Consider the following 20829-nt stretch of genomic DNA (forward strand, 5'->3'; position numbering starts at 1 on the left):
TTTAGCGAAACAGTTTCAATAATTTTTATATAATGATAAATGTATTAGTGTCAGCAACTCGTTGTTATCGCTAATTCAATTACAGCTAAGCTAACCAAGGCGACACAATGAAAAATTTGCAGGATTTACGTATTTTTATTGAAACTGCTCGTTTAGGTAGCTTGTCTGCCTGTGCGCGCCACTTAGATCTGTCGCCAGCGGTGGTGAGTGCAGCAATAAAACGGTTAGAGGCCGAAATCGAAACGGTATTGTTTGTTCGCTCAACCCGTAGACTGCGTTTGACCAGTAAAGGTGAGCAATATTTAAAGCATTGCCGAGATGCGGTGGCTATTTTAGATAACGCTTATGCAGGATTGCATGATAATGATGCCGAGCTGACAGGCACGATTCGGTTGTCTGCATCGTCAGATTTGGGGCGAAATTTGGTGTTGCCATGGTTGGATGATTTTATGCAAATCCATCCAAAAGTGACGGTGCAGCTACATATGTCAGACAGCTATGTGGATTTATATGGGCAGCAGATTGATCTGGCGTTGCGTTATGGTGCGCCCAAGGATTCATCGCTTGTGGCATTACCGATTGTGTTGAACAATCGTCCGATACTATGTGCCTCAAAGGCATATTTGGACAAAGTTGACAATGATATTGGCTCGCCAAAAATCCCTGAAGACTTAACTCAGCATAATTGCTTGTGTTTGGGACACGATGAGAAGTACTTGAGTGAGTGGACTTTTGAAAAAGAGGGCAAGACCAAACGTGTGGCAGTGGCTGGCAATCGGCGAAGTAAAGATGGCGATGTGGTACGGCGCTGGGCCGTGGCAGGCCAGGGTATTGCCCTGAAGTCACAGTTAGATATAGCTGCAGATTTAAAAGCAGGGCGATTGGTTGAAGTGGCGTTGGACGGCTGGCAAGTGGCAAACTATCCGCTATATTTGATTTGTCCAGAGCGGCGCTTGATAGATCCGCTATTTAATGCGGTTAAAGAATATCTGATTGAGCGGGTAGAGGGAGTGTTGGCATAGATTTTTAGTCAACATAGCCATTGTCGCAGAATGTTTTACGTTTTAAGTGGTCTATCAATCAATAAATAACATGCCTTAGTGTAAATCGATAAACTTACTGAGACGTAATAATGCGCTAACAAGACAGTTCGCGAAGTCTCTCCTTTAGTTTTGGAGATGTAAATTCCAAAAAGCTTTTCATCTTTTGCGGCAAATATTTTCGAGTCTTGTGCAGCAAATGTATAGGGGTTTCATCAGGTTCAAACTCAGCTAGTATGATATTAAGATCACCTTTATCTATCGCCTCTTTCACTTGATAATGCAGTTGTTGAGTGATGCCCACACCCTTTATAGCAGCATTAACCGCAGAGTCACTATCATTGACTGTGAGTCTTGGTAAAATATCTACATGAGCGGGGAGTCCAGAATCAGGAAGGTTGTAGCTCCAATAAGGGGTGGTCATTACTGTACTTAATGATATGCAGGAGAGGTGCGTTAAATCATAAGGGGATTCAATCTTGCAATGATTAGATAAAAATAATTGACTTGCACAAGTCACTGTTCGCATACGACCCACTTGAGTCGCGACCATTGTGCTATCTGGCAACTTGCCTATTCTAATTGCCATATCTACATCATCTTCGAATAGATTGATATTTCTATCGGACAACAAGAGCTGCACATTTATATTTGAATATAAGGACAAAAATTCAATAACAATGGGTAATACGTATAGCCTGCCAAACATAACGGGTGCAGTTATAACCAAATCACCTCTTGGTTCTGAATACTCTCCTTTCGCTTTACTTTCGGCCTCTTCAACCTGCTCCAGTATTCTCTTACAAGCTTTTATATAATCGTATCCAGAATCAGTTAAAGACAGTTTTCTGGTGGTTCTATGCAATAAACGAATACCCAACTGATTTTCAAGTTCAGATATCTTTCTACTTAGGGTTGGCAGCGGTATGTTCAAGCTTTTGCTTGCCGCAGAAAAGCTGCCAAGTTCTACGACTTTGATCAGCATAGACATTGCTTGTAATCGATCCATAATTGTCTCATTTATTGAAAATATGATTATCAAATTTACAGTATTATCTTTTAAATAACAAAATGTCATACTGAACATGTCGAAATCAATAGGAGAACTATCTTATGAGCACCTTATCTCAGGCAAATTCACAAGTCGCGATTGCCTACGATCATGTTGGTATTAGAGTCAGTAATCGACAAGAAGCGATTGCGTTTTATGAGCGTCTTGGATTCGCAGAAACCTATCGCATACCTGAAGGTGAGGCGAATGAAATGGTCACTTCGGCTGGTGTACGAATCAATCTTATTTTTAATGGCGCAAAAACAAAAGATCAAAAAAACGTCCTACTGGATGAACCGATTAAAAGGCCAGGCATGACTCATCCAGCCTTTATCATTCAAGACATAGCTGCCTTACAAATCTGGCTACTGAAAGAAGGGATAGAAATCACAGAAGGCCCTAAACAATTAGGTCCAAGAAGGATTACGTTATTCATTCGTGATCCAGATGGAAATGTACTGGAATTTAATCAACTACTGTCTGAGGAAAAAAATTATGAGACTGTATGATTTAGCGCTATCAGGAAACTGCTATAAAGTAAGGCTATTTGCCTCGTTTATCGATACGCCTTTAACGATTGTGCCTGTTGACTTCATGAATGGCGAACACAAAACAGAAGCAATACTTAAATTAAATCCTTGGGGAGAAATCCCAATTTTAGAAGACGGATCCGTCATATTAAGAGACTCACAAGCCATATTGGTATACCTAGCCAATAATTATGGTGGTGAAGCATGGTGGCCGAGTGAAGCACATCTGCAAGCTGATGTGATGCAGTGGTTGTCTGTTGCTTCTAATGAGATACAATATGGCCCCAACGTAGCACGTTTGATTAAGAAGTTCGGTTTGGAAAGTGATTGGGAGCAAGCTTCAGAGCGTTCACATAGCATCTTAACCTTAATAGACAATCATCTCGGTAGTCACCATTGGCTAGCCGCCAGCCGTCCTACTATTGCTGACTGCGCAGTTTATCCATACATTTCAACGGCACACGAAGGCGATATTGATATAGACAGCTATCGCAATATTCAGGCATGGATGAATCGTCTACAGCAATTACCAAATTATATCTCTATGCCTGGGAACTAACCTTGGTTCATGATAAATACGGTGCTGTGTCTTGGATGGCAGTACTCTTTTTTGCCAATATATGGCGAAATTGTTTAACCTAGAATGACTAGGCATCAAAAATTTCACTGCATATTGTCTAAAAAATAGTCACTGCCAGCACCACATTTGAGTATTCAACAGACCCTAGTGGTTTTTAGAGCAAGTTCCAATTAACTAGCCCCTTTAAAGCGCAGTAAGCGTAACGCATTCAACGTGACCAATACGGTCGCGCCAGTATCAGCCAATACAGCGATCCATAGCCCAGTGATACCCAGTACAGTAGTGATTAGAAATATGGACTTTAGACCAAGCGCAAATATCACATTTTGATGAATGTTGGACATGGTGGCACGTGACAGGGCAATGAGATGAGCAACGTCTGTGACGCGACTTTTTAATAATGCGATATCGGCTGTCTCGATGGCGACATCCGTACCGCCGCCCATGGCGATGCCCACATCTGCGGTTGCTAGTGCTGGCGCATCGTTAATACCATCACCAATCATCGCTACTTTGCTATTACCTTTCATCTCATTCAACAAGCGTAGTTTGTCTTCGGGCAACAGCTCAGCTTGCCATTCTATCTCTAAATGACTAGCAAGCGCCTGAGCGGTCAGACGGTTGTCACCTGTGAGCATCACAGAGCGCACACCCATCGCTTTGAGCTGCGCCACGCCTGCCTGAGCATCCTCTCGCAACTCGTCTCGTAGCGCGACCAACCCAAGCAATTCACGGCTTTGCTCATCGAACAGCACGGAGACCGTCTTACCCTCATTTTGCAGTGCTTCAATTTGTGCATTTTGTTCGAGTGATATCGACGTTTCATTGGCTGCGTAGACGGGTGAGCCGATGGCTAACGGACGCCCAGCTATCGTCGCATGTACTGCTTTGCCCGCAGTGGCATAAGCCCTAGAAGCTACTGGTATAGAAATATTAGTAGCTTTGGCATGATCGATGATCGCTTTTGCAAGTGGATGACTAGAGGCAGACTCGACACTGGCAAACAGCGCCAACACCTCATTTTGACTCTCAGATCCTATATGCTCTTGTACTATGTGTCCCTGTGCTATGTGCCTCTGTGTAAAGGCAATAACATCGGTAACGCGAGGCTTGCCTTCAGTCAACGTACCCGTCTTATCAAAAGCCACGACATTCACGCGACCAATGGTCTCTAAAGCACTGCCGCCCTTGATGAGTAAGCCGCGACGTGTACCGACAGCCAACCCTGATGCGATGGCGGCCGGAGTGGATAGGATGAGTGCGCAAGGACAGGCAATTAGCAACAGTGCAAAACCCCGATATAACCAAGTCGCCCATTCTCCTCCCATCGCTAGCGGCGGCACGATAATAACCAGTGCGGCAATCGCCATCACCGCTGGGGTGTAGTAACGACTGAATTTTTCAATGAAACGGGCAGTAGGGGCTTTAGAGGCTTGCGCTTGCTCTACCAGAGTAATAATGCGCGCAATAGTGTTGTCAGCAGCGGTCTTTTCTACGCGGACTTGCAGCGCTCCTTCTATATTGATGGATCCTGCGAATACCGCGTCGCCTATCGCTTTGGTAACGGGTATGGACTCGCCAGTGACGGGCGAATCATCAAGGCTAGAGTTACCTTGCACAATGACACCATCAGCAGATACCTTATCGCCAGGTCGTACCAGTACCAAATCATTGACCTGCAATGAGACCGCAGGAACATCACGCTGTCCGCCTTGTGCATCAAGCAAAATCGCAGTCTTTGGAACCAATGATGCCAATGCTCTGATGCCAGCACGGGCATGATCAGCCGCCACGCTCTCTAGTAATTCACCGACTGAAAACAAGAAGACAACAGCCGCAGCCTCTTCAGCTTCACCAATGATAAGCGCACCAATTGCCGCGATAGACATCAGCATTTCAATTGAAAACGGGGTGCCTGTCATTGCCAAGGTCATAGATTTTCGGGCAAAGGGAAAAACGCCTACAATGACGGCAATAGCGAACGCCCACATTCCATAATCAGGAAAAACTAGTGCTAACGCGTAGGCGGCACTCATCAGGATACCGAGACCAACCACTTGCTTGCCTTTTCGGGTTTGCCACCAATGCTGTTGCTGCGTATCTAACGGATTGTCACCAGTGCCATCTGCTGCGATTGCTTGATCGGTAGTGGCAGATATACCAAAACCAAGGCGCTTGATTGTTTTTTCGACATCACTGAACTGAGTTTCTGAATCAGAGTCCAACGTTAGCTCTAACTTTTCAGTCGCAAAATTAAGCTGTATGTCAGAGACACCGGGCATACGTGCTAATGCAGTTTCAATCTTTCTGACGCAACTGGCACAGTCCATACCTTCAATACGATATTGCATAATAATTCGTCCTACTATAAGCGTTCTTTTGATAACGCTATTGTGAACCCTCTAGCGGCTTCAGAGTCAAGGCTGTTTTTAGATAACTGTACAAACTTGATTTCCTTAGGGCTAAACCTTATAGTTACTTTAATGTTTTCGGTTTTGAAATGACTTTGAAATAACTTCAAGAGAACTGTGAGATAACTTTGGAATAACTATGCTAATAAAAATTGGAGAGCTCGCTAAGTGCACTGGTGCCACCGTGGAGACCATTCGCTATTACGAAAAAGAAAAGCTATTACCAGAACCTTCCCGTAGTGAAGGGAATTATCGCTTATATCGTGAAAGCCATATTGAACGTCTACAGTTTATCCTGCACTGTCGCACACTCGATATGACGTTGGATGAAGTACGAACCTTACTGCAGTATTGGGAGGAGCCTAACAGGGACTGCGGTGATGTCGATACCTTATTGGATGAACATATTCATGCGGTGGAAGTACGTATAGAGGAATTAAAACAGTTAAAGCAGCATCTAAATGTTTTGCGGCAGAAATGCGTCAGTAGGGCACCAGCGAAGTCATGTGGCATATTAAATGCGCTTGCCGATAACTCCTGTCATAGTGAGTAGTAAAGATAGCAGTTGTTAATACCAGCGATATTGCCAAATAATTATGTGGATTTACATAGGCAACAGATTGATTGTTCCACTATTTAATACTGTCAGAGAGTAATTGATTGGGCGGTTAGAGGGAGTATCCGTAGTCTATTTTAAGTGGTTCCATTATATCGGTCTGTTTTGAGTGGTCTGTTAATAGGTTTGAAGGGTAAAATAACTGGTTCCCTTGGGGTATACCGTGCACATCTATATAATTTGTATAACTTTTTTTAAATTGTACATTAGTTTAATTTACTTGATTTATATTAACCAATCGTTTAGTTTAGTGAGTTGAGATTAATCCACAAGGTAATATTTTGCATAAAAATAGCTCAAGTAACAAGTAAGTCACTACTAATAACCAAGTCAGTGTCATGACCGTAGGTATGGGTCTGAGCACGGAACAAAGCATCTTTCCAGACACTGGTGGTGCGGCGCGTGCTATCAGTATGGTATAGCTCTGGTGGAACTTCGTCGCGGATAATAAGCAAGAGATCAATTGTCGATTGGAATAACGGTCATAAGCGTTTTGGTAATGTCGACTCTGACATGCAACGTCTGCCAGCGCCTGAATCACATCAAAGCTTTAAAGGTTGATTACCATTTAGCTGTATAACTTAGTTCTTAGACTCATAAATAATCACTGGAGAAAATTATGTCAAATTTAAAAGACTTACAACAACTAGCCGAAAAGCGCCGTTCTATCTATGCACTAAGCGATCAGCTGCCTGTTTCTAACGATGAAGTGGTTAAACTGGTTGAGCATGCAGTCTTGCATACGCCATCCGCTTTTAACTCACAGTCGGCACGTATCGTGGTGTTATTCGGTGAGGATCATAAAAAATTATGGGACATCACTGAAGAGACACTTAAGGCTATCGTCGGTGATGACGAGAAGTTCCAAGGTACTAAAGATAAAATCGCAGGCTTTAGAGCGGGTGCGGGTACAGTATTGTTCTTCGAGGACAAAGGCGTTGTGAGAAACATGCAAGAAGCAGCACCTTTGTATGCGGATAAATTCCCAATCTGGGCACATCAAACCAGTGCTATGCATCAATATGTGATTTGGACGGCATTGGCAAGTATTAATATCGGTGCCAACTTACAGCATTATAATCCTGTCATCGATCAGAAAGTTACTGAGGCATGGAATATTGCTGATGATTGGGAGTTGAATGCGCAAATGGTGTTCGGTGCTATTGAGCAGCCAGCAGGCAACAAAGAGTTCCAGCCCGTTGAAGATCGTATGAAAGTATTTGGCTAACATATTAGCTTTTAATAAAATACAACCAATGACGCTGCTATGAATATATCTGAGCGGTTTCATTGGTTTTTTTATAATTATAAGCTGGAGTAATGTAATGAATGTTTTTGATGCCCAAGCGCTACAAAAAAATATGAGCGTTAGCATGAGCTACATGAATAGATAAAAGGTGCGCAGAAAAAATGGGTGGCAGCCTGTACATTATTGTCTGAGCTACAAACTTACTACCAAAGTGAGCAGTGGAGAGACGGTCATGAAGGCAACCTGATGGTTGATTGCGCAGATAATAGGTGTTCCATCATCAGTGAAGACGCTCTTTGGAGTGCATTAACCGATCACCAAGAACAGGCAGTTTTCTGGATGAGGCTGGAACTAGATGTTATAGACCGTTGATTCTAAAACTTTATTTTTCGAAGTAATATATATTAACCAATCGTTTAGTTTAGTGAGTTGGTCATCTTGAGGTAACTATGAACACTAAAAATGAGAAGCAAATAAAAAAACGCTCCGAACAAGAGCGATCCCAAGAGACTAAGTTAAAAATTCTTGAGGCGGCATTATCTGAGTTCGCGTCTTCAGGTTTTGAAGGTGTCTCTGTCCGAGTGATTGCTAGCCAAGCAGGTGTGAATCACACCCTTATTTCTCATCATTTTGGAAGTAAGGAAGCACTTTGGAAGGCCACAGCGGAATGGGTTTTTGAAAGATACGATAGGCTATCTAAAGAACGGATTATGGCACTGAAAGGAATAGAACCTCATGCCATGATTCGTGTACTCCTCAGAAACTTCATAGAGTTTTGCGCCATCGTTCCAGATTTTAATCGGTTCATGGTGCAGGCAAATCAAAATGGTTCTGAGCGATTGAACTGGCTGGCCGATCGATTCCTGACGTCAGGTTCTGAAGCTGAATTAAGTATTTTGCGTCAAGCTCAAGAGTTGGGATTGATTCCGCAAGGTAATGGTTTGCACATACGGTATTTATTTATTGGTGCTGCGACCTCTATCTTCACTTTTGCACCTGAGTTCGAACGATTATCAGGCGAAGATGCTTTTTCTGATGAGGTTATAGAGCGACATGTTGACTATGTTTTAATGCTCTTTAGTGACAAAAACAGCCTTAGTTAAAAGCGATGAACCACACTCATTAACCAAAAGATATTTCTGGGTAAAATTCCTACTTAAAAGAGGTTCGTAAATGACGGATTATATTAGAGCAGACGCAACACATATCGATTTCCCAGTAACCAATCGAGAAGAACACATGGAGTGGTGGTACTTCGACGCCCATTTTGATAATGGCGACTACCTTGTCGTTATGTACTCGCTAAATGACACTCGGTTAAAACCAAGGCAGCCTTCTATTAGATTAAACATCTACCCTAAGGGGCAATCTGAAATCGCTAGAATAAGAAAATACACAGAAGCAGATGTCACAACGAGTTATGAAAAATGCGATGTGACCTTTGGTGAAGAAGAGTACTGCAAAGACTGTGGCGACTATTTGGAGTTCTATACCATGATTGATGGTTATGGAGCTAAGTTAACGCTCAACAAAGGTAATCACCCGTATACCTCTGAAGGTACCGACACGCCTATGCCTTGGACGGTTGCAGTTCCTTCTGGTGATATAGAAGGTGAGCTTTATAAGGATGGCGAAACCATCCAAGTAAAAGGCACTGGCTATCACGATCATAACTGGGGTGAAAAAAGCCTAGCAGGCATGGTAAAAAACTGGTACTGGGGAAAAGTGCATTCACCTGATATCTCCGTTGATTATTCAGTCATTATGAATTTTGATGACACTATATTGCAGACTGGTGCATTGGTCACTGACCGTGAAAATCTCATCATATCTCCTTCTGAATCGATAACAGACCCAGAGAACGTTAAAGCCACGGCAGTCATTAATGACACCATGAGCGAACAAACGATGGGTTACACTTTCTCAAAAAGCTTGACGCTGACAGGCTCAAAAGGCGATTTAAGCTATATCGTCAATATCGACCTTAAAGAATTAGTAATGGTTGAGCCAGGACAGTTTATGCCCGGAGAAGATGCTTATCGTTACATAGCCAAGGAAGAGCTCATCGTTACTCGTGATGGTGTCACCCAGACCTATCTGTCAGAAGGTTTGCATGAAATTGTTTACCCAAAAAAATAAGAGATATCAAGAATGACAAAGAAAATTATAATAGTCGGTGGCGGATATTTAGGCGCTGAACTGGCCAAATCATTAGAAAATCATCTAGATGTTACGCTCATAGAGCAACGAAAAGCCTTCGTTCATGCACCCGCGATGATACGTGCCATAGTTAACACAACGCTGTTGGATCGAGCTTTAATGCCTTACGATAATCTTCTTTCAGTAGGGAAGGTGTTGCACGGCAAGGTAACTAGCGTCGATGAAAGCGGTGTCACATTAATGGATGGCATACGGGTCGATGCTGACTATATCGTGATCTCGACGGGCTCCACTAATGGCGCTGCATTCAAACCTGCGGGCGATAGTATCGATGACTTCCGTGCTGTCATTACAGGTTTACATGCCAAGTTAAAAGCAGCATCGTCTGTTGCTATTGTCGGCGCTGGTACGGTTGGCTCGGAAATGGCGGGTGAAATCAGCTATGGCATGCCTGACAAACACGTCACGTTAATCTCTAGCGAGGCGAGCCTGTTTCTACAAATGCCACCGAAGTTTGGTGCTGAACTTACATCAAAACTTAATGACGCTGGTGTTGATGTAAAATTTGGTGTGCGAGTGAATAACCTTGAGAGTTTAACAGATCCCTATTCAGGCACTCTTGAATTGTCAGATGGGACGACTGTCATTGCAGATTTGATCATTCCAGCCGTTGGTTCACATGCTGTATCTGACATATTAGCCAGACTACCTAACATTAATATAGAGAAATCTGGAAGAGTGAAAGTCGATAACTACTTACGCCCTTCTTCTTTTGCTAATGTATTTGCAGCAGGTGATGTGGCGAGTGGGGGTGATGCAATGACGATTGTAGCTGTTGGCCGACAGGTGCCTTGGCTAAGCAAAACGTTCAAAGCACTAGCAGCAGAACAGCAACTAGCAGAAATTAAACCTTATGAACCATGGAAAGACGGAAAATCTCCGTTATTTCTACCGCTAGGTCCTAAAAAAGGCAATTCATTTTTAGTTATTGGTACGTTTGGAGATTGGATAACGAGTATGATAAAAGGTAAGGATTTATTTATCAGTAAATATCGAAAGATATTTGGTCTCAAAGGCTGAAGCTATTATTCAATCAAACTTTGGTGGTGTTCTAAAAAGTATGCTGGCGATAAAAGTCAATCAGAAATCTATGCTAAGTTCTCTGATTCTATAGGGGTTTCAAGGCTTCAAAAATTGTTCAAATTTTAATCAGCATACTTTTTGACACACCACCCAAACTTTTAATTAAATTGCCCTGGTATTATCGAAGACCCAATAATCTGAGAAATAGCTGCTAGTTCGGCTCCTGTATAGCGTACCGATCATCAATAGAATATGTATGGTAAGTACACCATGAAGTACACCGTGGCTATTTCAGCGAGTTAAAACGTTGATGCCATTAACCTACAGCCGAAGGTTCAAGTCCTCACTAGGGAACCGAACCAGTGAAGGAACCTGATTGGTTCGGTGTAGGTATATCTTAAAATGAATGATTCTAGCGCTTCTACTGGCACGATTAATAGCTCCTCTTTCAGAGAAGATTAACATGAGTAATATACAACGATTGAAATCAACATTGTTAAATAAAAGTAATGGTAAATGGTATCAGCGCGGTAAGCTATACACTGGCATAATCTTCTTTGATAAACCGGACCATCAACTTGAAGTTTATGAAGTCAAAAATGGAGAGATTATTAAACCTTATATCTCACCCTGTCAGATAGAGTTGCCTTCGTCTGTTAATATTGACTCTACAGGATTTTGTAATGAGGACTTAGATGAATATGGTTGTGGCACGATACCACAACTTTATCAAGGTAAGTTATATCAAGGTATGTCATATACCTTTGATGAAGGTATCTGCGATAGAGAGATCTATACCATTGAAAATGGCGAAACAGAAAATCAAATTATGTGGAGGACAAAACCCCATGAGCCATCCATGTTTGAGCTTCGATATGAGGATAAGCAGTCAGGTTTCAATTATTCGAACACCAGTAAAGACTATGTAACTTTTGGATATGGTAAAACTTGTAAAGAAACCAATCAACTTGAGGATATTTCTATCAAGTATATATCGAAGGGAAATACAATAGGTGAATTAACAATCATAGGCAACATTCTTACCTCAAAAAACTACCTTGATTGTCCAATTCCTTTACCAAAAATGTATGAGTTAATCGAGAACTATCGGTATTTTATGTTTGATAAGTTTGTATCTCTACGTATAAATGAAGATATGATAAATAAGTTATTCTGTATATGGGTAGCAAACAATAGCTTTAAACACGTAGAAAAAATACACATCAGTGGTCTGGACGGTTTAAACGATTTGGATATTTTTAGTAATAAACAGATTTTTGGCTCCCTGCGAAAAATACTTTTAAATAAAAAAATATCCTTAAAGCAAGTAGAGAGACTTAAGGCTATTGCACCTGATATCAATATCGTATACTAATAAAGCTAAACCATTAATTATGCTAAAACTCAAATCAGGACTATGGAGTTATAGTGACGGTAAATGGCATTATCAAGATAAGCCATATACTGGCATCTCCAAATGATACATTTACATACCACTCAGTTTATACCGATGATAAGTATATTTACGATCCTTTTGTATCAGATCAGCTTATAGAAGAAAGTGATTATATAAATATTTTGAACAAGCAAAACCCTGATGACATATTATGGCGGATCAAAGGTAATACAGATAATCCTGATATTCCAGAGCTTAAGAAAGGAGGATTCTAATGGATAATTTAGAACAGTTAAGTGTAGGTATGTCTTTCGTTCGAATGATAGCAAAATACACAAGAAGAGGATGGTATCGGGTTGGTGATAGGGGAGATAAGGTAAAATGTATAGTTTTTCACACTCATCCAGATGATGGTGATAAAACAGAAGCACTTATTCGTCCATTGCTTAGTGATTATTGGTTTTTTGATCGTTTTGCCTCTAACCGCTTTTTACTTTGTTCAGAGTTATATCATCAACTGTCAATTATCGAGAAAAGAGATATACAATATATTAATGAAAAATATCCCAATCTTGGTTATGAAACAGGTATCGAATTAAGAAAAGTAATAGAAAGAATTGATAAAACAGAAGGTAGATAAATAGCTGTCTGTCTTACTTGTGAGAATGAAAATTAAAAGATACAGCAATGAAACGACTTAAATCAACGTTATTAACTGAACTAGATGGCAGATGGTATTACCAGCGTCAACCTTATACTGGAGTTTTATTTTTCGATAAACCAGATCATCAGCTCGAAGCTTATGAAGTCAAAAATGGTGAGGCTATTAAACCTTATACTTCACCCTGTCAGAGAGGGCTATCTTCACCTATTCTGATAGATTCTACAGAGTTCTGTAGTGAAATTGATGACATAAATGGTTCTTGTGGAATACCACAGCTCTATAAAGATAAGTTGTATCAAGGTATGTCTTATACCTTTATGGAAGGTAGGTGTGATTTAGAGTTATATACTCATGAAGACGGTATATCCGAAAATCGTATTGACTGGAATACTCTTTCCTATGAACCAAAAGAGTTTTTATTAAACTATCTCGACGATGGAGTGATGTACTCTTACGAAGAACATTCGAGTGAAATAAACTTCAATTATTACAGTTCTGTTTGCGGAGCAAATAATGATGAAAAGGTTGGAATAAGATATACCAAACTGTTGAACAGAGTTAGCTATTTTGAAGTCGCAGGTAATACTTTAATCACAAAATCTTATATGGACAACCCTATATCCGTGCCTGACGCGTATAGAATATTAAGTAATTATGAGAGATTTATATTTGGTAAGTCTATACGATTAGATATAGATAAAAGCTTTATACAAGATTTATTTAATATATGGGTCAAAAATAACAGCTTTGAACATGTTGAAAGCATGTCTCTTAATGGACTAGATGGCTTAGAGAGTTTAGATTACTTTTTTAATAAAAAAGTATTTGGAAAATTAAAAGAGGTTCGTCTAAATAGGATAACTTCAGCGAAGCAAATAAATCGACTCAAACATCACATGCCCGATACCAATATCGTAATACTGAATTATTAGTTGTTTGAAGCATTAAAATTAAGTCATCGTATTTCGAGGTAGTAATAAATTGATTTGCCTAATTCTAGATGTATATTATCAAGAAACCAACGCTGCTACAGCAACAGTTGCAGGTATCCGCTTCGAAGGTATTGAGCAATCCCGTATTCTAAGTGAACATATTGTAGAAGTTAATGACGTTGCGCCTTATGAGTCAGGTCAGTTCTATAAACGAGAAATGCCTTGCTTACTGGCCTTGATCAACCAAATCAAAGAGCCTTTTGATGTAATTATCATAGACGGCTATGTGTTTCTGGATAGTGATGGCAAAGCAGGATTAGGCAAATATCTGTATGATAATCTAGCTAATAAAAAGCCAATCATCGGTATCGCTAAAAATCATTTTTATGACATTACAGAAGACTATGCCGTTTGGCGAGGGATAAGTAAGCGCCCTCTATATGTCACCAGTATTGGTATAAACATTATAACGGCGAAAGAGATGGTCAGCGAAATGGAAGGTGAACATCGAATGCCTAAAATGGTCTCTGATGTAGATAAATTAGGCCGTGTCATAAACTAGAACCGCTATACCTATTGAAAGATTTTGGACTACAGCCAAACCTTAACTAGGGAGCCGATCTTTTTCCCATAACGTCCGTTATAACAAATGGCTTCCATTCAAAAAATCATCCGTTTGAATGACAGAAAATAGACGAGTACGACAGGTATCAAGTAGAAGTATGTATTTAAAAAGAGTATAAAAAGCATTATTTATTTGCTATAACTGTAAAGGCTTTATAAATTCACGGTTAGGAGATGAAAAATGTATAGTGGATAATGAACTAACAGGAAGCAATTTAGCGCGAGCCATGCTGAAGCGTGGCTATAAAAAAATATGGTGTGCTGTCACTGATGAGAACGACCGACAGGCAATCACTTATTTAAATGGTAATGATTTTACAGCTTATATCGTAAAGTTTGAGAATGAATGTTTTTATTGTGATGCTGGAATGGAATGGAATGGTTGTACGCTGTACCCATTAAGATAAGGGAAATAACACAGAAAGAAGCAACTTCTATCAAAAAGACCTGCTAGCGACTGCGGGTTTTTTATTGCCTAAAATATACGTCGCATCATACCAAATATGCACTGTGGTTATAGTTAATGTGAGCAATAAATAAGTCATTGGCAGAAAATTCAAGGTTATCTACGACGAGCTGACGCCACCATAGATATCAATGGTGAAACCTCTTTTTGACACATATTTTTTAGGTGTTGTGCCGATTTAATGCTTGAGATAACGAATCAGATGCGGCTGGTCACTAAAACCAAACTCGAAAGCGATATCAACCCAATCTACCTGAAAATGCTCTTTGCAAGGGAATAGCTACAACGTTAATCACATTATCTAAGATAAGGTAGCATTTGTATCGTTGATTCAGTTTAAAAGAGAGACAGGGCAACCGAGTGTAGAGGTATATGGGATGCATCAAGCGAGGTTAACGCTGTCTCTCTTTTATAAAGGATTAACTATAGCTCAGCTTTTTATACTGGGTCATAATCATTTATAGGGCTTTATACTGACGCTAATGCCTGCTTACAAGCTTCAGCCAAATACGTATCGACCGTATCCTGTTTGAGCAGCCATTTCAGATATCCCGCACCATCCGAATGGGTAACTAAATCTGCAATAGCTTCACCCTTAAACTTACCAAAACTTAAATGCGTGGGTATGCGTGCCATTTGACTAAAGGTATATAGGCTCTCTACGTCAGTGATGACATGACCTTGGCTATTCGCTAAGTCGATTAGGCTACCAAGCACCAGTTGAGTGAAGTAAATGTCATAAATAGCAGCGTGTGCATGCTTTGCTTGAGCGCGCGCTACATCTCTATGGAAATGATAGAGCAGGGATACCAGTTTATGACTTTCAAGAGTGGGAAGGAGGTGATTGGACATTGCATTGGTACAGATCAATTTAGGGGTATGGGTCACACCCGCATTTTTTAGAACGCCCATATCATAATCAATATTATGACCAATCAAATATTCAACACTACTAGGCAATCTAAAGTCAGTATGAGGAGGCTCATTCACGACGTCTTCTTCACATATATGTGAGACAGCCATAGAGCCTAAACTGATTTCTTTTAGAGGATTAAAGCGCTTAGACCTTGGTTCCTGGATTACCTCTACGTTACCGTTATTTATATCAATAATAGAGTAGGCGGCTTCAGTCATGTGAGGTTCAACAAGACCTGTGGTTTCGGTGTCGAGTATATATGTGGTCATAGTGTCCGTTTATAGTTTGGTGCTAGATGTGAGTGGTAAAGGCGTAAAAGCTTTGATAGTGATAATAATAGCTAAGAGAATTGCTATTAATTAACAAGCTACGATATTAATGGCTAACAGCGATAATTGATTAGCTTGCTTGCTGCATAAGTAATCGCTAACTATACCAGTCTTGGCGGTTCTAATACATATTAGATTATTAATAAAGAGGTGGTCTGCCTGTGCAAAGACAACCGTAAAAATGGCTGATCTGAAAAAATACCCATACTGAATCTAATCAGTATGGGTATTGTATTTACTTTTTTTATGAGTTGAACTGACTCTGGCAACGTTTAATTTACTCTAAGTGATGCACTTCTTGCAGGCCATATACCGGTGTCTCTAAACCTTCCATTCGGGCTTTAATTTGTAGTGATAAGTATTGAGAGTAATGTCGAGACTGATGCAAGTTTCCACCATGGAACCATAATGCTTCTTGTTGTGTCGGTTTCCACATGTTTCTCAACTCGCCTTCCCAAGGGCCTGAATCTTTAGCAGTATCTGAGCCCATTCCCCAACACTTACCAACTTTATCTGCTACTTCTTGGGAGATTATTTTTGCAGCCCAGCCGTTCATAGAACCAAACCCAGTGGCATATACGATCAAATCAGCCTCTAGTTCTGTACCATCAGTTAATACAACCGATTTAGGCTTGATATGATCAATACTTACATTGGGTTTCAGCTTTATTTTACCTTCCGCGACAAGCTCAGAGGCACCTACATCGATATAGTAACCAGAACCTCGACGTAAGTATTTCATAAATAGACCAGTGTGATCTTCACCAAAGTCGAGCATAAAACCTGCATCGGTTAGCCTCTTATAAAAATCAGCGTCTATCTCTGCTACTTTGCGATATACAGGCTCATGAAATTCCGGCATAATTTTGAAAGGAATGGAACCAAAAGTCAGATCTGCTTTATAGGTAGTTATTCCGTTTTCAACGGCTTCTTCTGAATACAAACCACCTAACACTTCATCCATCAGCGTATTGGATTTGATAATATGCGTTGATGAGCGCTGTATCATAGTAACGTCTGCACCATTTTCCCATAGGGCAGCACAAATATCATGCGCCGAGTTATTAGCACCTAACACAACACATTTTTTGTCTCGATATGCTTCACCACCTGGGTGCTGGCTAGAATGATGTTGCTCTCCAGCAAAGTCCTTCGCCCCCTTAATTTCAGGAATGTTTGGTAATCCGGACATACCTGTGGCTAAAACCAATTGTTTGGGATGTAATACTAAACGTTCACCCGCTCTATCAAGCTCTACATTCCATTGCTGTAATTCCTCATCAAAGGCCGCATTAACACATTCAGTTGACCCCCAATAATTTAACTCCATAATTTTAGTGTACATCTCTAACCAATCACCCACCTTGTCTTTTGGTGTAAATACTGGCCAGTTGTCAGGGAAAGGAAGATACGGCATGTGGTCGTACCATACAGGATCGTGCAAGCATAATGATTTATAACGGTTGCGCCATGTGTCACCAGGTCTCGGCTGTTTATCAATGACAATGGTAGGAACTTCTAGTTGTCGTAAGCGAGCTCCTAGACCGATTCCACCTTGTCCGCCACCAATAACCAAGCAATAAGGTTGCTCGCTATAACCAAGGTTTTTCTCTTCAAGCTCACGCTTTTCCTGCCACGTTAAACGATTAGGATCTGCACCGTGTTCAGCCCCTTTTGAGCGTAGTTTTTTGCGCTTTTCAGGGAAGTCTGTGAGCTCAGTCATCGTGGTCAGTAATGTCCAAGCTTTGCCGTTACGCAGTCGTAAATGTCCATAGCCTTTCGATACTTTGGTCTTAAAAGAGATCCAAGCTTCTATTACGCCATTGTTTTCTACTGCATCTCCATCAAGCTGCCAGTCGTGTGGCTCAGTGGTCTCTAATGTATGCGAAAGCATTTCTTTGATTTCATCTTGTCCCTCTAGCGTTTTGATATTCCAAGTAAAAGAAACTAAGTCACGCCAGTAGCCTTCTTTTTCAAAGAATTCAGCAGCTTTGTCGATGTTTTTGGTACGTAGGGTTTGATCGAAATCTTGTAGCCAATTAGTGATTTGTTGGCTTGCGGATAACGTATGGTCTGATTTTTGAGCAGTCATAAAATTCCTCTCCCTGGTTATGTTTATTACTCTACCGCCGAACTCCATGTGCAGCAGTAAAAACTCACAAAATACCAAATAGCATGCTTTAAGAAGTGAATTAAAAGTCTAACTGATTGATATTATTGAGTGTTATCTCAAACAAGAAAATCACTATATTCGAGAAAAAGCATTGTCTTAAGGACAGCGTCTCTTTAGAAGAGTGATAGTCCGTAAAGACTATATCTGTTATAAACAGATATTGTCAATTATGGTGTATGGTTGTTCTCTCAAACACCCTAAGATAATGTACTTGCCGAGCGAAAAAAGGGTGTTGTTTGAATCTTATAATAGGTCAGGGGTCATTATGTCGCATGGGATCAGTGATAGTAAAAGCTGATGAGATAGCTTCTGCTTTTGAAAGTCATTTGGTATATATGCCTGTTTTATAATGCCATCGTATTCATTCAGCGTACTAGCACGCGTGTAGGTTGGGTAGTGCTTATGAGACCCATAAAAATAAGGTTTCATTTAGACAAAGCTACAATACAAATTCTTGTGTTGTGGCTTTTTTTACCTTTTCCAAATCAAAAAATCTCTCAAGCTTTATAGCGGCTAAAAGTACATTTCAGAACGGTTAAGGTCACTGAAAGCACCCCATGATACCTATGTGCGATAGCTTAGAGATGGTCACTTCCTCTCACACATCAATTGAAGAAGTCATCGACTTTGATATATCTTTTTAATGGACTTCCCATTTTAGGATCGTATCCAAACACTGATTTTTGCAGCATCATGTAGGAAAATCATAGGTAAAATTAGAGTTGTTTTGAGCATGCTCCTATATCATTGATGCTCTCAATCTTGAGATAACGTTATGTGATTTATCTTATAAATTATATAACATATCAACATTCACTTTCTTGATACTATAACAACCGAGCACTTACGTATTACGCGACATACATTGGAAAATTATCAAGCAAATGGCAAAAAATTATTAGAAGTCCAGCCTGTATAAAGCGTCAAATAATTGCTTAAGTTTACAAGTCTGATTTAATATTTTGAGCGCACACGTTAAAGCTGCTCAAATTCATTTGAAATAATTATAATATCTAAACATAGGAAGGATTTATGAACACACAAGCAAGCAAACCACTCACCGTCGTTGCCACTATTAAAGTGAAGCCTGAGCATGTCGAGCAAGTAAAATCAGAACTTCTCAAGCTAACTGCAGCCTCACAAACTGATCAAGGTTGTATCCAATATGACCTGCATCAAGACAATGCAAATAGTAATGGCTTTATCGTTTATGAGGTTTGGGAAGACGATGAGCGGTTGCAGAAGCATGTAGAAAGCCCGCATTTTCAAAACTATGTAACAGTGACAGACGGGATGATCGATGAATTTGTTATAAATGAAATGACCATTATCTCGTAAGTTTTAAAAAGCGCAGACTGAAAAAGTCTTTTAAGCTATGATTTATACGGCTTAAAAGGCTTTTTTAGTTTTAGAGAAGGTTGTTGTCATTAGCTATTACATCTAATGTAGAAAAGGTAGCCGCTCAGTCAGAGTTAGCAAAATACGGTTGAATAAGGTTTCTCTAGTTCCTACACCACACAACAGGTATAAATTAACAAAAGTTAAAAGAGCACAGGTCAAAATTGGTCATAACCAACATCACTTACTATATATTTCTCAACTGCTCAATCAACCAACGATGTATACCACTGTCGCTGGTACGTGGATGCCATGCCGCGATGACCTTAAAAGTAGGTGGCAATGCTTCAACCTCAAGCTCTTTGACCTTACTATTCGGCAATAACCGTGAAGGATAAAACGCAATCATGTCAGTCGTGTGCAAAATATCTGGTACGGCTGAAAAACTAGGAACTGACATCACAATATTTCGTTTTAGACCTTTTTCTGCAAACCATTGATCATGAGATCCGCGTAGATTAGCACGCGAAGGCGATACTACTAGTTGAGGATGAGCAGCCACTTGCGCCAGTGTTAATGGCGCTGTTGGAAGTTTATTTTCACAACCCGTCACGCATAAATGTTGCTCTTCAAACAGAGTGACATACGATAAGTTATCAGGGATAAATTCAGGGAAGGTAATCAGCAAATCAAGCTCGCCTGCTGCAATAAGTTGATTGATATTGTCTGAGGCAAAGTCACGGACGATCAGCTTTAGATCTGGTGCATCGCGTCGCGTAATATTAAACAATTGCGGTAACAATGCCTGCGTCGCATAGTCAGTCGCACTAATCGTAAATATGCCTTTGTATGTGTGCGGCATAAAAACCTCTGGCTCTAACAAATCTTCCAACTGTTTTAGTATATGGTCAAGGGGTTGCTGCATTGATAGCGCCTTTGGCGTTGCTACCATGCTATTGCCTTGACGAATAAACAGACGATCATCAAACACCTCACGTAACTTACGCAGTTGCTCACTGATGGCTTGTTGGGTCAGCCCCATTTTGCGTGCGACTTGTGACAAATTTTTTAGATCAAGCAGCGCCTGTAATACTCTAAGTTGCTTAATGTCGAGCCGATTCATTCCATTCATAATGCATACCATTAATAGTTGTATCTTAAACAATAAGTGGTTGTTTCTAATTGTACCCTCAAAACGCTATGCTGACTAACATTGCTTAAGTAGCCACTAAATGAGCTATTAAGCATCAAAACAGGCTCAATACCTTTAA

General features: G+C 40.4%; 21 protein-coding genes. 15 read left to right on the forward strand and 6 right to left on the reverse strand.

The genetic code is table 11. The features are described from left to right. The first annotated feature begins 107 nt into the window (after nt 1-107). Nucleotides 108-1022 (forward strand): LysR family transcriptional regulator, encoded by a 915-nt coding sequence (locus tag I6E84_RS06900; protein WP_197217077.1) that lies wholly within the window; start codon nt 108-110, stop codon nt 1020-1022. A gap of 115 nt (nt 1023-1137) precedes the next feature. Here the strand turns inward: I6E84_RS06900 and I6E84_RS06905 are convergent, their stop codons facing one another. After that, nucleotides 1138-2049 carry a LysR family transcriptional regulator gene (locus I6E84_RS06905; RefSeq protein ID WP_197102595.1) on the reverse strand — a complete coding sequence of 304 codons (912 nt, stop codon included), beginning with the start codon at nt 2047-2049 and terminating at the stop codon, nt 1138-1140. Between the two features lie 104 nt (nt 2050-2153). On the opposite strand from I6E84_RS06905, the gene I6E84_RS06910 reads away from it, so the two are divergent. Together I6E84_RS06910 and I6E84_RS06915 are read left to right on the forward strand one after the other, a co-directional pair. Continuing rightward, entirely contained in the window at nt 2154-2600 is a 447-nt protein-coding gene (locus I6E84_RS06910; protein ID WP_197102597.1) for a VOC family protein, read from the forward strand. Beyond that, entirely contained in the window at nt 2587-3180 is a 594-nt protein-coding gene (locus I6E84_RS06915) for a glutathione S-transferase family protein (RefSeq protein ID WP_197102599.1), read from the forward strand. Before I6E84_RS06910 ends, I6E84_RS06915 begins: the two co-directional genes overlap by 14 nt. 191 nt (nt 3181-3371) lie before the next feature. Here I6E84_RS06915 and I6E84_RS06920 read toward each other — a convergent pair whose 3' ends face one another. Then, nucleotides 3372-5552 carry a heavy metal translocating P-type ATPase gene (locus tag I6E84_RS06920; RefSeq protein ID WP_197217079.1) on the reverse strand — a complete coding sequence of 727 codons (2181 nt, stop codon included), beginning with the start codon at nt 5550-5552 and terminating at the stop codon, nt 3372-3374. Between the two features lie 199 nt (nt 5553-5751). Here I6E84_RS06920 and cadR point away from each other — a divergent pair, with 199 nt between their 5' ends. Beyond that, nucleotides 5752-6165 carry a Cd(II)/Pb(II)-responsive transcriptional regulator gene (gene cadR / locus I6E84_RS06925; protein ID WP_227681339.1) on the forward strand — a complete coding sequence of 138 codons (414 nt, stop codon included), beginning with the start codon at nt 5752-5754 and terminating at the stop codon, nt 6163-6165. A 359-nt stretch (nt 6166-6524) separates the two neighbouring features. Here cadR and I6E84_RS06930 read toward each other — a convergent pair whose 3' ends face one another. Next, the gene (locus I6E84_RS06930) at nt 6525-6683 is read right to left on the reverse strand and encodes a hypothetical protein (RefSeq protein ID WP_181416263.1); all 159 of its coding nucleotides are present in this window, start codon (nt 6681-6683) and stop codon (nt 6525-6527) included. A 164-nt stretch (nt 6684-6847) separates the two neighbouring features. On the opposite strand from I6E84_RS06930, the gene I6E84_RS06935 reads away from it, so the two are divergent. The 10 genes from I6E84_RS06935 (at nt 6848) to I6E84_RS06980 (ending at nt 14274) form a co-directional block, all read left to right on the forward strand. Further along, on the forward strand, nt 6848-7456 hold the full coding sequence (locus I6E84_RS06935) for a nitroreductase family protein (protein ID WP_110923015.1): 609 nt from the start codon (nt 6848-6850) through the stop codon (nt 7454-7456). Between the two features lie 186 nt (nt 7457-7642). Continuing rightward, complete coding sequence (locus I6E84_RS14275; protein ID WP_197217081.1) at nt 7643-7849, forward strand: DUF4298 domain-containing protein; 207 nt, start codon at nt 7643-7645, stop codon at nt 7847-7849. 77 nt (nt 7850-7926) lie between these two features. Then, entirely contained in the window at nt 7927-8580 is a 654-nt protein-coding gene (locus tag I6E84_RS06945; RefSeq protein ID WP_110923017.1) for a TetR/AcrR family transcriptional regulator, read from the forward strand. A 70-nt stretch (nt 8581-8650) separates the two neighbouring features. Next, nucleotides 8651-9616 (forward strand): hypothetical protein, encoded by a 966-nt coding sequence (locus tag I6E84_RS06950; RefSeq protein WP_197100239.1) that lies wholly within the window; start codon nt 8651-8653, stop codon nt 9614-9616. 12 nt (nt 9617-9628) lie between these two features. Beyond that, nucleotides 9629-10717, forward strand: a complete 1089-nt coding sequence (locus I6E84_RS06955; protein WP_197217082.1) for an NAD(P)/FAD-dependent oxidoreductase — start codon at nt 9629-9631, stop codon at nt 10715-10717. A gap of 466 nt (nt 10718-11183) precedes the next feature. Further along, entirely contained in the window at nt 11184-12095 is a 912-nt protein-coding gene (locus I6E84_RS06960) for a hypothetical protein (protein ID WP_197217083.1), read from the forward strand. Nucleotides 12096-12148: 53 nt separating this feature from the next. Beyond that, nucleotides 12149-12391: a hypothetical protein gene (locus I6E84_RS06965; protein ID WP_197217084.1), complete on the forward strand. Its 243-nt coding sequence runs from the start codon at nt 12149-12151 to the stop codon at nt 12389-12391. Then, a complete protein-coding gene (locus I6E84_RS06970; protein ID WP_197217085.1) occupies nt 12391-12756 on the forward strand; it encodes a hypothetical protein in 366 nt (121 codons plus the stop codon). The genes I6E84_RS06965 and I6E84_RS06970 overlap by 1 nt, the downstream gene beginning before the upstream one ends. 47 nt (nt 12757-12803) lie before the next feature. Further along, on the forward strand, nt 12804-13712 hold the full coding sequence (locus I6E84_RS06975; protein ID WP_197217086.1) for a hypothetical protein: 909 nt from the start codon (nt 12804-12806) through the stop codon (nt 13710-13712). A 49-nt stretch (nt 13713-13761) separates the two neighbouring features. Next, nucleotides 13762-14274, forward strand: coding sequence for an endonuclease V (locus I6E84_RS06980; RefSeq protein WP_197217087.1), 513 nt, complete (start codon nt 13762-13764; stop codon nt 14272-14274). A 996-nt stretch (nt 14275-15270) separates the two neighbouring features. Here the strand turns inward: I6E84_RS06980 and I6E84_RS06985 are convergent. Both I6E84_RS06985 and I6E84_RS06990 read right to left on the reverse strand, forming a co-directional pair. Further along, a complete protein-coding gene (locus I6E84_RS06985; RefSeq protein WP_197217089.1) occupies nt 15271-15987 on the reverse strand; it encodes a 3'-5' exonuclease in 717 nt (238 codons plus the stop codon). Between the two features lie 337 nt (nt 15988-16324). Further along, nucleotides 16325-18139: an NAD(P)/FAD-dependent oxidoreductase gene (locus tag I6E84_RS06990; protein WP_197217091.1), complete on the reverse strand. Its 1815-nt coding sequence runs from the start codon at nt 18137-18139 to the stop codon at nt 16325-16327. A 1113-nt stretch (nt 18140-19252) separates the two neighbouring features. Between I6E84_RS06990 and I6E84_RS06995 the strand changes: the two genes are divergently transcribed. Next, the gene (locus I6E84_RS06995; protein WP_197217093.1) at nt 19253-19558 is read left to right on the forward strand and encodes a putative quinol monooxygenase; all 306 of its coding nucleotides are present in this window, start codon (nt 19253-19255) and stop codon (nt 19556-19558) included. 247 nt (nt 19559-19805) lie between these two features. Here the strand turns inward: I6E84_RS06995 and I6E84_RS07000 are convergent, their stop codons facing one another. Then, nucleotides 19806-20690, reverse strand: coding sequence for a LysR family transcriptional regulator (locus I6E84_RS07000; protein ID WP_197217095.1), 885 nt, complete (start codon nt 20688-20690; stop codon nt 19806-19808). Nucleotides 20691-20829: the final 139 nt, after the last annotated feature.

This window comes from Psychrobacter sp. SCQQ22, assembly GCF_015864605.1.
Taxonomy (GTDB): domain Bacteria; phylum Pseudomonadota; class Gammaproteobacteria; order Pseudomonadales; family Moraxellaceae; genus Psychrobacter; species Psychrobacter fozii.